Raw genomic sequence first — 13,358 nt, forward strand, 5'->3', positions numbered from 1 at the left:
AGCCGCTCCTACAGGATATGCGTTGCGCCCCGCAAGACAGCAGGCAAGGCAACCTGCCATCACCTTGACTACACTCCTCGCACAGCAGCTGCGCTGCCAGGCCTGTGGCCGGCAAAGGAGTGCCCGTGGTTCCCCGTTTCGCTGTGCGCCAACGCGGCGCGATCGGCCTGATGGCCACGCTGACCCTGGGTATCGCCTTGCTGTTCATGCTGCTGGCCGTCGATAGCGGGCGCCTGTACCTGGAGCAACGCAAACTGCAACGCATCGCCGACATGGCTGCCCTGGAAGCCGCCGGGCAAGGTGGCGTGTGCAGCGGCAGCGGCCCCCAGGCCACCACCCTTGCCCGCGCCGCCGCCACCCGCAACGGCCATGCCACCAGCAACCCGCTGGTGGCCAGTTGCGGCTACCTGCAGACCGGCGCCGGCAACCTGCGCAGCTTTACCAGCGACAACAGCCGCAACGAAGCGATCAAGGTCGAGGTGCGCAACACCGTCACAACCAGCGTCGCCGGTGGCCTGTTCACCCTGGTCGAAGGCGACTTCCAACGCTCCAGCACCCTGCACGCCAGCGCCGTGGCCGCCAGCCCCATACCGCCCCAGGCCATGCTCAGCATCCGCACCACCCTGGCCACCGTCAGCTCAAGCCAGGGCGCGCTGCTCAACGCCCTGACCAAGGCCCTGGGTGGCAACCTGCAACTCGACCTGCTGGGTTGGCAGGGCATGGCCAACACCCAGCTGAACCTGCTCAGTTACCTCGACCAGTTGGCCATCGACCTGAACCTGGCCGCCGGCGACTACCAGCAACTGCTTGGCCTGGACACCAGCGCCACAGTGCTGCTGCAAGCCGCAGCCAAGGTACTGCAGCGTGGTGGCGCCGCAGCCGACGTGGTCACCAACCTCGGCCGCCTGGCCGCCGACCTGCCTGCCGGTGGCCTGCAGCTGGGGCAACTGCTGGACCTGCAAAACGGCACCGCCAAGGCCGGCCTGGACGCCAACCTGCAACTGCTGCAACTGGTGCAGGGGGTAATCCAGCTGGCGGCCAGCGAACGCGCCGCCTATGCCGAGCTGCCGATCAGCGTGCTGGGGCTGGTCAATGGCAAGGTGCAACTGCGGGTGATCGAGCCGCAGCAGGTGTCGGCGGTGGGCGACCCACGCAGCGACGACCTGCGCGTGCATACCGCCCAGGTACGCGCGCTGATCTCCCTCGACCTGCCCGTGCTCAACACCGTCAGCGGGTTGGTCAATGCCGTGCTGGACCTGGCGGCGCCGCTGACCAACGTGCTCAACAACCTGCTCAGCCTGAACCTGCTGGGCACTGTGCAATCGCTCACCTGCGCTCTGGGGGTGCCGTGCAAGGTCGGCGATATCAAGTTGCTCGACGGCGTCACCCATATCGATATCGGCCTGGAAGTCGCCGAAGCCACCAGCCGCCTGCGCCCACTGCCACCCGCCGCCTACACCTGCTCGCCCAAGACCCTGGCCACGGTCACCCAGCGTTCGGCGGCGAAAATCGCCATCGGCAAGTTCGACACCCCCCAGGACTTCCTCAACCAGGGCACCACCACGGTCAAGGCCCTGCCGCTGATCGACATCGGCACCAACGTCTGCAGCCGCTTGCTGATCCTGCAGCCCTCCTGCGGCACCCGCGTTCCCTTCGCCGGCGGCGGCATCGGCCTGCGCATCGACAGCAAGGTGCTGGCCAGCAGCCCCAGCGAAAAACCACTGGTGTTCAACAACCCGCCGAACATCGGCCTGGCGCCAATGTTCCAGAGCATGGACACCGATCAGTCACAGGTGGTCGCCAGCCTTGCCGACACCCTCGGCGGTATTCACCTGGAAGCCTACAGGCCCACCGGTAACAGCGGCCTGGGCCAGGTGCTAACGCTCACCGCCGGCCTGCTCGACGGGGTGAAGAACATCCTCGAGCCGCTCATCAAGAACCTGCTCAGCCCCTTGCTCGACCCGCTGCTCAACACCCTGCTCAAAACCTTGGGAGTAGACCTGGCCAACGCCCAGGTGGGGGCCAACCTGAGTTGCAGCAGCGGCCACGCTCAACTGGTGCTGTGAAGCGGCAGCTCCACCCGGAAGCACGCCCCCTCCTCGCCGTTGGCCACCGTCAGGCGCCCGCCCATGTGGCTGACGATGCCGTGGCTGACCGACAGCCCCAGGCCCGTACCAACGCCCGCCGGCTTGGTGGTGAAGAACGGCTCGAAGATGCGCTCGTGCAGGCCCTCGGCAATACCCCCACCGTTATCCTCCACCAGCAGGCTCAGGCGCCCGCCGTGCAGCTCCTGGCGCACGCGGATCCACGGCTGCACGCGGCCTTGCTCCAGCAGTGCGTCGCGGGCATTGACCAACAGGTTGATCAGCACCTGCTCCAGCTGGTCCTGATGGCCGAGCACCTGGCTTTGCTCACCCGGCGGCTCCAGGCACAGGCTCACACCCTTGCCGCGCAAGCCCTCCTCGAGCAGCGCCCGGGCGCCCTCCACCGCGCCCCAGGCTGCGAAGCTCTGGGTTTCCACCAACGAGCGGCGGCCATACACGCGCATGTGCTGCACCAGCCGTTCGGCTCGCGCCACCTGGGCCTCGATACGCCGCAGCTTGGCCTCCAGCCATTCAGGCTCGGCCGTACCCTGCTCCAGGCGCGTGAGGGCGTTGGCCACGGCCATGCGCATCACGTTCAGAGGCTGGTTGATCTCGTGCACAAGGCCTGTGGCCAGCTCGCCCAGGGTGGCCATCTTCGCGCCCTGCAGCAATTGCTGCTGGCTGCGGCGCACCTCGGTGTTGTCACGCCCCACGGCCTGCACTTCCAGCAACTGGCCATTACCATCGAACAAACCGCGGTCGGCCCATACCCACCAGGCATGCTCGCGCCCCGGCAATTGAAGGCAGATCTCGGCACTGCTCACTGGTTGTTCGGGCGTAAGCGCAGCCAGGCGCTGCACAAACGCTTCGCGCTGGCTGTCGGACAACCACTGCCCCAGGTTTTCGCCTTGCAGTTGCTCCGGTGTGCGCTGCAGGTAATCGGCCAGCGGGCGGTTGGCGTATTCCAGGGTCAGGTCGGGCCGGTAACGGCAGATCATCGCCGGCGAGTCCTCCACCAGCACCCGATAGCGCTCCTCGCTCTGGCGCACGCGCTCGGCGGCATCGGTGGCCTCGCTGACATCCAGCCACAGGCCCACCACCTCGCGCGGCTGGCCCAGGTCGTCACGCAGCAGGCGCGCCTCATCGAGCATCCAGTGGTAGCCACCACGGGCATCGCGCAGGCGGTAGCGGCAGCGCACCTGGCCGTCGCGCAACAGGGCACGGGTGCGCTCCAGCCATAGCGGGCGGTCGTCGGGGTGCACCGCCAACGCGGGCTGGCGCGCCTGCTCGCTGTCGGCGCCCCAGCCCAGCAGCGGCGCCAGGCTTGCGCTGAAAAAATCGCTGTGCAGCGCGCCGTCGACATAGCGCTGCACGTAGATCACCGCAGGCGAGCTGGCGATCAGGTTTTCAAGCCGCGCCTGGGCGGCGTCGGCCTGCTGTTGCTGCTGCTTGAGTGCGCTGATGTCCAGCACGAAGCCTCGCAGGCAGTTGCCCTGGCGCTGGCCGGCCCAGTGCAGCCAGCGCTGGCCACCTTCGGCCAGGCGCACGCCAAGGCCCAAGGCATGCCCGTCGCGGGCCTGGGCCAAGGCCAGTTGCGCCGGCTCCCGGTCAGCAGGGTGCAACTGCGCCAGCCACTGCACCAGGTTCATCTGCCGGGGCAGACCGAACGACGCCGCCGCCGCCGGGTCCAGTTGCAAGTCACCGTCCAGCGGCCACTCCCAACCGCCAGCACCCAGTTGCTGCTGCAGGTGGTCAAGCTGGCGGCTCTGCTGTTGCAGTTGCTGGTGGCGCAGCCGCGCCAGCAGCGGCTCGGCCAGGGTCCGCGCCAAGGCCAGCGCCATGTCGTCCGGCGGGGGCTGCAGCACGTCCGCCCCCAGCAGCCAGGCTTCGGCATCCTGGCCCTGGCGGTAGGGCACCAGCAACAGCGAGGCGCAGCCACACAACGCCAGCAATTCGGGCTCCTTGTGTACTTGATTGTGTATTTGCACCGGGGCTACGGCCGGCCTGTGCGTCAGCCAGCCCTGCAGGCGCGTATCGTCCGGCCATGGCCATAGCGGGTCGCTGCCGGCATAGCGGCGCCAGCCATCGGCGGTGCGCAGCATCAGGCACAAGGCGCTGGCCTGCCAGTGCCCGGCCAGCACCTGCAACTGCTCGCAGGTGGTCTGCGCCAGGCGCTCGGCGCCGCACTCGCGCAAGGCATGGCCGATTTCACCGAACAGCGGGCGCTGGCGGTCCCAACGCTGCTCGCGCAAAAGGTCGCCGATATCGAACAGCTGCAGCACCCAGCCCTGGCCATGGCCATGGCGCTGCAGCCAGCCACGGGTCTGCAGGGCATGCCCGACCACCGTACGGAAGGCCAGGTCCAGGGGTTGCCCCTGCCAGTCGTGCGGCTCACCTTCCAGCACCAGCAGGCTGTGCGGCTCCAGGTAGTCCTGCACCCGGGCAGCGGCCTGGGTCGGGAGCGCCAGCAAGGTGCGCAGCGGGCCGGCCAGGCGCTGCACCCGGGCCTGGTCGTCGAGCCACAGCTGCAAACCGACCGCAGGCGGCGCCTGGGGCTCATCGGGCGCCGCGCGCCAGCGGTCGAACAGGCTACCGCTCATAGTTGCAGGCTCGCTTGTGCCTGCAGGCGCTCGGGCAGCTTCGGCACCTCGCCGATCAGCGGCAGCACCAGCACCGGCAGCACCCGTTCAAGGCGTTCGCGGGGGTAGTCGATGGCCACCGTCAGCAGCTTGTCTGCGCCCAGCGTCACCCGGGTGTCGGTGGCCACGCTGAAGCCAAGGCTGGCCGGCATCCAGGCCAGTTGCTGGCCGATCACCTGGCGCGCCAGGCCCTGCACGTCCTGGCTGTAGGTGGCGCTGGCCGGGTCCACCGCCACGCAGCGGCGCACTGCCTCGCTGCTGGCCTGGTTGAACGACTGCAGCATCAGCATCGGCAGGGCATAGCTGACCAGCCCGTAGAACACTGCAAAGAACACCATGAATACCGCGACAAACTCGATGGCTGCCGCGCCTTTTTGCTGCCTTGCCGGGCTGGCTTGCATGTTCGCGTCTACCCTGACGTTGAAACCTGTTGCAAAGCATAGAACCGTTCAACGAATAGGGATGGCGATTTGCCAATGCAAAGCATTGTTCTGCTGATGTGGCTTGCCTTGTGCACCGAACAAGATGTCCGTGAACGGCAGATTTCCAACACCCTCACCCTGGGGGTGGCCACCGGCGCGCTGGTGTGGCTGTTCGCTACCGGCCACAGCTGGATTGGCGCCGATGCCAGTGACGCCGGCTGGGCCCTGGCCATCGTCATGCTGCTCACCCTGCCCGGCTACATGCTCGGGCGCTTCGGTGCCGGCGACGTCAAGCTGATGGGTGCCCTGGCCCTGGCCACCAGCCCGCAATACGTGCTCGGCACCTTCATCGGCGCCGGCCTCACCGTGGTCGCCTGGCTACTCGGGCGGCGCCGACTGTGGACCCTGCTCAACCCCAAGCTTAAAAAACGCCTGCAAAAGCTGGCCGAAGAGGTCGGCGACAAACAGCCCTTCGCCCCTTACGTGCTGGCGGGCTTTTTGCTGACGGCGGTATGGATCCAATAACCGGCTGAACCGCCGGATGGCGTCTACAGTCCATGTACATAGTTGCAAAGTGCGACTACCTTTGTTGCTGCCAGAGCGACTTGGCCCGGGAGCAGGGCCGGAACAACAGGGAGTTGAGCTTGTGAACAAGTCCGTCAGTGAGGTGAAAGTCCTGGTTGTCGACGACCAACCGCTTATCGTCGAAGAGCTGTGCGAGTACCTGGAAGGCGAAGGCTACCGCTGCGTGCCGGCCCACTCCACCGACCAGGCCATCGAACGTTACCGGGCCGATGACCATATCGGCCTGGTGCTGTGCGACCTGCACATGCCCGAGCGCGATGGCATAGAGCTTGTGCGTGCACTCAAGCAGATCGCCGGCAACCAGCGCATGTTCGAAGCCATCATGCTCACCGGGCGGGCCGAAAAGCAGGATGTGATCCGCGCCCTGCGCGAAGGTTTTGCCGACTACTACCAAAAGCCCATGGACCTCGACGAGTTGCTGGAAGGCCTGCGCCGCCAAGAAGAAGTGCTGCTGGAGCGGCGCCGCAACTTCCGCGAGCTGGGCAGCCTGAACCAGCGCCTGCAGGAACTGGCCGAGTCGATCGACGACCTCTACCAGGACCTGGAAAAGGCCCGCGGCCAAGGCACCCATCGGCGCGCCACCGACACCGACGACAGCGAGCCGGAGCTGCCAGCGGCGTTCGAGAAGCTGTCACCACGCCAGCTGGAAGTGGCCCGCCTGGTCAGCAAGGGCAAGACCAACTACCAGATCGCCTGCGAGCTGGGCATCACCGAAAACACGGTGAAGCTGTACGTGTCGCAGGTGCTGCGCCTGACCCACATGCACAACCGCACGCAGTTGGCGCTGGCACTGACGCCGCGCTCGTCGCCGGTGCATCAGCGCTTTACCACCCATTAGTGCGGCTCCTATGGAACAAATAACACCTCGTTGATTTAACGCGGCCCCTGTGGGAAGCGGCCTTGTGTCGCGATGGGGCGCGAAGCGGCCCCAAGGCCTTGGTCTCATGCAAAATTGCCGGGGCTGCTGCGCAGCCCATCGCGACACAAGGCCGCTTCCCACAGGGGCCGCGATACATCTGCGAGACTAGTTCTCTGCGCGACCGCCCAGCCCCAAAGAGCTGGGTAATCTCCTCCAGGGCCAGCAGCCTGCAAAGGCTTCAATTGTTCGAAGAATCCACCTTGCTCCAGCGATAGAAATCCGGAATCGCATACTTGTAGCTGTCCAACCAGCGCTGCATGGCCTGATCGCGCTCCTTGTCGGTCTGCACCTGCGGCGTCGGCGAGGCCTGGCGGTTGCTGGCCTGTACCTTCAACCAGGTTTCAGTGGCCGTCTCATCCTGTGCCTGGCGCGGCGGCTCTTGCGCCAGCGCCGCCACAGGCATCAGCAAACAGGCCCACACAGTCAACGGTTTGATCATCACTCAGCTCTCCGATCAGTTGAGCACTGCAGCCGGCGGCTGCGCACTGGCGGCCAGCGCCCCGCGCCCGCTGGCCTTGAGCTGGCGGGCACGGGCCTGGGCTTCGGCAAACTGTGCAGGCCCCAGGCGCAGGCGCTTGACCAGGTCCTCGGCCTGGCTCCAGTTGTCCTGCACCAACGACAACGTCACCAGGTTGATCGCCGGCAGCGGGTTGTCGTCTTTCAGCTCGATGGCCGTGAGGAACTCGAAGCGCGCCTGTTCGTGGTGCCCCAGGTTCATCTGCACCACGCCCAAGTCGTTGCGCACCTTCTCGTCGGTGGGCGCCAGGCGTACGGCCCGTTGCAGGTTGCGCAGCGCCTGCACATCGTCGCCACGGGCCGAGGCCAGCTGGCCAAGGCCATGCTCGCCTTCGGCCGCCAGGCAGCCGCCGAGCAGGCTGCGGTACAACGGCTCGGCCTCGCTGCGCCCGAGCACGCGCGAAACCCGCGCCTTGCGCAGGCGCACCTGGTCAAGGCTGTCCGGCAGTTGCTCCAGGTGCGCAAGGCCTGCGTGGGGGCGGCCCTCGTTGATCATCTGGTCGGCCAGGTCCAGGCTCATCTGCTGGTCGGCGTCGGGCTTGGCGCAACTGCCGCCGCCGAACACCCGGGCCAGGCCGTCGGGTTGCTGGCCGGCGCAGCCGGTGAGCAACAGCAGGCCGCTGAACACAAGGATCGCTTTCATCGCATCTCCCTTTTTTACACACCCTGTAGGAGCGGCTTCAGCCGCGAACACCGGCAAAGCCGGTGCCATCCACTCAGGCCCCATGCAGGCATCACGACCCCAACGCCCGCGCCAACGCCGAAAGCCCAGGCCCGGCCAGTACGATCAGCAAGGCCGGGAACAGGAACATCATCATCACCGCCGACATCTTCGCCGACATCTTCGACACCCGCTCCTGCAGCCCGGTCAGGCGCCGGTCGTCGAGCAACTCCTTGAGCGCCTGCAACGACTTCATCGAGCCGCTGCCCTGCACCAGCAACTGCTGCAGGATCACGCAGGTATCGATCAACTCGTCCACCGCCAGCAGCCGCGCAGCCTTTTCCAGCTCCGGCCCCAGGGCCAGCCCCGAATCGACCCGCTGCAGTACCTGGCGCAGCTCGGCGCTGATGTGCGGCACCAAGGTGCGGCCCTCATGGGCGAGCACCCGCAGCGCCTGTTCAACGGCAAGGCCGGTCTCGAACAGGATGCGCAGCAGCGGAATCATCAGCCCCACCTCGACGGCGATCCTGCGCTGGCGCCTGGCAGCGGCAGCGGCCAGCAGGCGCTTGGGCAGCAGGTAACCGGCCCCCAGCGCGCACAGCACCAGCACGCTCCAGTGCCCGCGCCGCTCGCCCGGCAGGCCATGCACCATCAACAGCACCGCCCCGGTGGCCAGCAGCGGCAGGCCCAACTGCACCGCCGCAAACAGCGCGCGCTGGCGGGTGCGGCGCCAGCCCAGGCGGTCGAGCAAGGCCTGGGTTTCGCTGTCCAGCCGTTGCAGGCGCTGGCCCAGCGGGCTGCTGCCCAGCCAGTGCAACCACTCGCCCAAACGCTCGTCACGCCCCAGCCGGCCCTGCAGGCGCCGCGCAATGCGCTGCTGGCCGCGCCATTGCCGGGCGGCGTGCATGGCCAGAAGGGTGAAGCCTGCAAACAGGCACAGTGCGCAAACCAACAGGGCCATGCTCACAGGCTCCTCATCATGCGCCACAGCACCAGGCAGCCGAGTGCCTGCAGGGCGAAGGCGAACAGCAGCATCATCTGGCCGTGGCTGTCGCGCCACATGGCCAGCAGGTAACCGGGGTTGGCCATCAGGAAGTAGCCGACCATGGCCAGCGGCAGCACACCCAGAATCCAGGCGGTGATGCGGGTTTCACCGGTCATCGCACGCAACTGCCGGCCACCCTGCTCGCGCTCGCGAATCAGCTTGATCAGGTTTTCCAGCAATTCGCTGGCGTTGCCGCCATGGCGCTGGTTGATGCGCAGGCCCAGGGCGAACAGGCGCAGCTCGTCCTGGCGGTACAGTTCGGCCAGCTCATTCACCGCATCGTCCAGCGGCACGCCCAACTGCACGTTGCGCCGCACCCGCAGCATGGCCGAGCGCAGCGGTTCGCGGGTGGCGTCGATACCGCCCAGCACGGCGTCGTTGAGGGTGCGCCCGGCCTTGAGGCTGCGCACGCTGTAGTCGAGCAGGCCAGGCAACTGCTGGATGATCCGTTGCAGCCGGCGGCGGCAGCGCCAGCTCAAGGCAAGGTAACCCAACAGCGGCAGCCCGAGCAGCACCAACAGCGCCGCCGCCCCGCCCACCAGCAGGGCCGCCAGCAGCACCGCCCCCAGCCAGGCCAGCAGCCACGGCCGCAGGCTGAACTCGCCCTGGGCCAGGCCCGCCCGTTGCAGCAGCGGGTCGAGCCAGTCGCACCGGGCGCTGGCGCTGCGCACCACGCGGTAGGCCTGGCCCAGGCGCAGGAGAATGCGCTCCTCGCTGCGCTTGTGCAGGCCCAGGCGCAGCAAAAACAGCGCCGCGCCCAGCAGCAGCGGCGCCAGGGCCAACAGCAGCGGCCCCATCAATACAGGCCCTCGTGGCGCAGTTTCTCGCCGGCCGGGTTCGGCGCCTCGCGCAAAAAGCCTTCGCCGCTGCGCCGGTCAAGGCGGAACAACACGTTGGTGACGTACACGTCGTCACGCACCCCGACCACTTCGAGAATTTCGCTCACGCAGCGCCGGCCATCCGCCAGCCGCGTCAGTTGGATCACCACATCAAGTGCTGCACAGACCATCTGGCGCAGGGTCTTCTCCGCCACCTGGCGGCCGGTCAGCCCCACCAGCGTCTCCAGGCGCAGCAGCGCATCCTGGGCACTGTTGGCATGCACCGTGCTCATCGAGCCATCGTGGCCGGTGTTCATCGCGGTCAGCACATCGACCACCTCGGCTCCGCGAATCTCGCCGAGGATGATGCGGTCAGGGCGCATGCGCAGGGCGTTGCGGATCAGCTCGCTGGCCTTGATCTCGCCATGGCCCTCGGCGTTGGGCGGGCGGGTTTCCAGGCGCACCACATGGGGGTGGTGCAACTGCAGCTCGGCCACATCCTCGATGGTCACCAACCGCTCCTGGGGGGCGATCATCTGGCTGAGGATGTTCAGCAACGTGGTCTTGCCGGTGCCGGTGCCGCCGCTCACAAGAATGTTGCAGCGCCGGCCGACGGCGCGCTCGAAAAAGTCGAAGATGGCCTGGTCGATGGCCCGGGTGGCCAATAAGTCGGCGCTTTTGAGCATGTCCTGGCGGAACTTGCGAATCGACAGGCACGGCCCGTCCAGCGCCACCGGCGGGATGATCGCATTCACCCGGCTGCCGTCGGGCATGCGCGCATCGACCATGGGCGACGATTCATCCAGGCGCCGCCCCAGGGGCGCAAGGATGCGCTGCATCACCCGCTCCACGTGGTGCGCGTCGATAAAGCGCAAATCGGTCAGTTGCAAAAGGCCGGCGCGCTCGACGAACACCCGGTACGGGCCGTTGACCAGAATCTCGGTGACGCTGGGGTCGCGCAGCAGCACTTCCAGCGGGCCGTAGCCGGTCAGCTCATCGACGATCTCCTCGCCCAGGCGCTCCATTTCATAGCGCGACAGGGCCAGGCGCAGGCGCGCCACATAGTCGCCCACCTGCTCCAGAACGAACTGCGCCAAGGCTGGCCGCGCGCCTTCGAGCAGGTTGCGGCCGCTGTCCTCGATGGCATCGATCACATGCCGGTGCAGCGCGCGCTTGAGCACATGCGGGTCGTTGCTGGCGTGGCGCGCGCCACCGAAGGGTTGTTCCTGGCTCATCGGCTCCCCCACAGGCGGCGCAGCCAGGTATTACTGGGCTTGCCGAGGTTCTCCGAACGCCGCGCCAGGCGCTCGCCCAAGCTGCGCAGGGCCTGGGTAAGGGGCTCGCGCGGGGCCAGTTCGAACAGGCTCAGGCCCTGGTTCTTGGCATTCAGGCGTACCTCGGGGCTGAACGGCAGCACCCTCAGCAACGGCAGCCCGTAACGCCTGGCCAGGGCCTCGGCATCGGGCGCCACCTGGCGCATGAAGCGGTCCACCAGCACGCTCGCATGCTCAAGCTTGATGCCGCGGTCGCGCCAATGCTCGAGCACCTCCAGGTTGCGCCGGCAATCGAGGATGTTCTGGTCGGTGTACAGGATCAGCTTGTCGCAGTGGCTGATGATGGTACGCAGCGCCTCGCTGTCGATCTGCCCGGTGAGGTTCACCACGATGTGCTGAAAGTGTTGGCGCAGGGCGCTGAGCAGCATGTACAGCTCGGCGGCGCTGGTGTTTTTCATCGGTTCGTCGGCGCTGGCGTAGGCAAGGATGCGCAGGCCGCACTTGTCGCGGGTGAAGGCACTGTCGATCAGCGTGGCGTCGAGCCTGCGCAAATGGCGCAGGGCATCGCCGAAGTGGAACGAAGCCTCCAGCCCCAGCAACGCCAGGCTGTCGCCGCGCGGCAGGCCGAGGTCGAGCAGCAGGGTCTGCTGGCCGCTCTCCTGTACCACCCGCGCCAGGTGCGTGGTCAGCAGCGCGCCGTCGGCGCTGCGCGGGGCCCCGAACAACACGGTCAGGCCGCCCAGGCTGGGGTTGCTGGTGACCGTCGGCAAGCGCTTGCCCAGGCGCCGCACCAGCCCGGCCACTTCGCTGGCCCGTGAGCCGTAGGCGACGAAATCCCGCGCCCCGGCGCGCATGGCGTGCAGCACCAGCTGGTTGTCCATGCCGTCGCCCAGGGCGACGATGGCCAGCATCGGCTTGGCCTCCAGCATGCCTTCGATCAACGCGCACTGGCTGACCAGTTGCTCGCGGTCCAGGCCGATGAACACCAGGTTGCTGAACGTTACATCGACCAGCGCCAGCAATTCGTCGAGGCTGCCGCCGCTGCCGCCGCTGGCGCCGATCACCTGCCCCAACGGCGCCAGCGCCCCCTGCAGCCAGCTCAGGTCGTCCTCGTTGCGGGTCAGGGCGAGGTAGGTGTGGTTTGCGCGTTCGCTCATTGGGACAACCCGCCACGGCCTTCGAAGTTGCCGTTCTCCATGAAGTACAAGCGTCCCCAGCTGGGGTCGTAGGTGCGCAGCGCCTCGCCGGGCAGCTCGGGCAGGCGGGCAGTGGCCGCCAGTGGCTGCACCAGGTGCGGGGTGACGATCATCAGCAGCTCGGTCTCTTCGCGGTTGAGGGTCGACTGGCGGAAGAACGCGCCGATGATCGGCAGGTTGCCCAGCCCCGGCAGCTTGTCCACGTTCGAGCGCACGCTGCTGCTGATCAGGCCGCTGATGACGAAGCTCTCGCCGTCGGCCAGGGAGATGCTGGTATCGGTGCGCCGCACGGTGAGCGCGGGCACCTGGGTGCCGGCGATGGTCACCGCGTTGCTGAAGTCCAGCTCGCTGACCTCGGGCGCCACCTTGAGGGTGATGCGGTCGCGACTGACCACGGTGGGGGTCAGCGCCAGGCGTACGCCGAACTCCTTGTACTCGATCGAGACGTTGTCGCTGCCACTGCTGGGCACCGGTATCGGCACCTCGCCGCCGGCCAGAAAGCTTGCAGTAAGGCCGCTGAGCACGGTCAGGCTGGGGCGCGCCAGGGTGTAGGCGAAGCCGCTGTTCTCAAGGGCGTTGATCATCGCCAGGAAGCGCCCGTTGTTGCCACCCAGGACAATATTGAAGACGTCGTCATCAAGCACTGCGCCCGGCAGCACGGTCGGGCGCACCGTCGCACCGGGCACTGTGCCAGGGGAGCCGATCAGGCTGTTGGAGCCCTTGAAGAACAACCGGGTGCCGGCCTCCTTGTACTTGGTGCGGCGCACCTCGACAAAACGAATGTCGGCCTGCACCTGGGTCGGCAGCTCGGCCTGGGCCCCTGGCAAGGGCTGCACTTCGGCCATGTCGGTGCTGGCCCGGCCCTTGACGAACAGCATCGCCCGGTGCGGCGCCGAGGTGCAGGCGGTCCACAGCATCAGGCTGGTAGTGCCCTGCCCCACGGCGGTCAGCAACACGGCGCGCTCGCCACTGGGCTGCACGTCGGCCACCTTGGGCTCACCCACTGCGGCCCGGGTAATGGCCACCGGCAGGCGCAGCTCCTGCTGCAGCCCCTGGTCCATCTCGATCACCGAAGGCAACTGGTCAAACCCGGCGCAGCTCTTGCTGGCCGCCTGGGCAACGGGCAGCAAAGCCAGGCACAACAGCGGGGAAAGCGGCATCAATCGACGCAACATACTACGCATGGGTGCATCCTTGCC

General features: G+C 67.3%; 12 protein-coding genes. 3 read left to right on the plus strand and 9 right to left on the minus strand.

Annotated features, from left to right (window positions below; genetic code table 11):
- Window positions 1-125 precede the first annotated feature (125 nt).
- Window positions 126-2,066 (plus strand): pilus assembly protein TadG-related protein, encoded by a 1,941-nt coding sequence (locus tag KSS93_RS26290; protein ID WP_225917264.1) that lies wholly within the window; start codon window positions 126-128, stop codon window positions 2,064-2,066.
- Here the strand turns inward: KSS93_RS26290 and KSS93_RS26295 are convergent.
- Window positions 2,051-4,684, minus strand: a complete 2,634-nt coding sequence (locus tag KSS93_RS26295; RefSeq protein ID WP_217886633.1) for a PAS domain-containing sensor histidine kinase — start codon at window positions 4,682-4,684, stop codon at window positions 2,051-2,053. The genes KSS93_RS26290 and KSS93_RS26295 overlap by 16 nt on opposite strands.
- Complete coding sequence (locus tag KSS93_RS26300; RefSeq protein WP_217886634.1) at window positions 4,681-5,124, minus strand: TadE/TadG family type IV pilus assembly protein; 444 nt, start codon at window positions 5,122-5,124, stop codon at window positions 4,681-4,683. The genes KSS93_RS26295 and KSS93_RS26300 overlap by 4 nt, the downstream gene beginning before the upstream one ends.
- Before the next feature lie 75 nt (window positions 5,125-5,199).
- Here KSS93_RS26300 and KSS93_RS26305 point away from each other — a divergent pair, with 75 nt between their 5' ends.
- Window positions 5,200-5,670, plus strand: a complete 471-nt coding sequence (locus KSS93_RS26305; RefSeq protein ID WP_217886635.1) for an A24 family peptidase — start codon at window positions 5,200-5,202, stop codon at window positions 5,668-5,670.
- A 121-nt stretch (window positions 5,671-5,791) separates the two neighbouring features.
- A complete protein-coding gene (locus KSS93_RS26310; protein WP_225917266.1) occupies window positions 5,792-6,568 on the plus strand; it encodes a response regulator transcription factor in 777 nt (258 codons plus the stop codon).
- A gap of 259 nt (window positions 6,569-6,827) precedes the next feature.
- Here the strand turns inward: KSS93_RS26310 and KSS93_RS26315 are convergent, their stop codons facing one another.
- The 7 genes from KSS93_RS26315 to KSS93_RS26345 all read right to left on the minus strand — a co-directional run bounded on the left by KSS93_RS26315 (window position 6,828) and on the right by KSS93_RS26345 (window position 13,343).
- A complete protein-coding gene (locus KSS93_RS26315; protein WP_217886637.1) occupies window positions 6,828-7,088 on the minus strand; it encodes a DUF3613 domain-containing protein in 261 nt (86 codons plus the stop codon).
- 15 nt (window positions 7,089-7,103) lie between these two features.
- Window positions 7,104-7,808, minus strand: a complete 705-nt coding sequence (locus KSS93_RS26320) for a tetratricopeptide repeat protein (RefSeq protein ID WP_217886638.1) — start codon at window positions 7,806-7,808, stop codon at window positions 7,104-7,106.
- Window positions 7,809-7,899: 91 nt separating this feature from the next.
- Window positions 7,900-8,787, minus strand: coding sequence for a type II secretion system F family protein (locus tag KSS93_RS26325; RefSeq protein WP_217886639.1), 888 nt, complete (start codon window positions 8,785-8,787; stop codon window positions 7,900-7,902).
- Between the two features lie 2 nt (window positions 8,788-8,789).
- Window positions 8,790-9,671, minus strand: a complete 882-nt coding sequence (locus KSS93_RS26330) for a type II secretion system F family protein (RefSeq protein WP_217886640.1) — start codon at window positions 9,669-9,671, stop codon at window positions 8,790-8,792.
- A complete protein-coding gene (locus KSS93_RS26335) occupies window positions 9,668-10,924 on the minus strand; it encodes a TadA family conjugal transfer-associated ATPase (protein WP_217886641.1) in 1,257 nt (418 codons plus the stop codon). The genes KSS93_RS26330 and KSS93_RS26335 overlap by 4 nt, the downstream gene beginning before the upstream one ends.
- Window positions 10,921-12,120, minus strand: a complete 1,200-nt coding sequence (locus KSS93_RS26340; protein ID WP_217886642.1) for a CpaE/TadZ family protein — start codon at window positions 12,118-12,120, stop codon at window positions 10,921-10,923. The genes KSS93_RS26335 and KSS93_RS26340 overlap by 4 nt, the downstream gene beginning before the upstream one ends.
- Window positions 12,117-13,343: a type II and III secretion system protein family protein gene (locus tag KSS93_RS26345; protein ID WP_437182080.1), complete on the minus strand. Its 1,227-nt coding sequence runs from the start codon at window positions 13,341-13,343 to the stop codon at window positions 12,117-12,119. The genes KSS93_RS26340 and KSS93_RS26345 overlap by 4 nt, the downstream gene beginning before the upstream one ends.
- Window positions 13,344-13,358 lie beyond the last annotated feature (15 nt).

It is taken from the genome of Pseudomonas xanthosomatis (assembly GCF_019139835.1).
GTDB lineage: Bacteria > Pseudomonadota > Gammaproteobacteria > Pseudomonadales > Pseudomonadaceae > Aquipseudomonas > Aquipseudomonas fakonensis.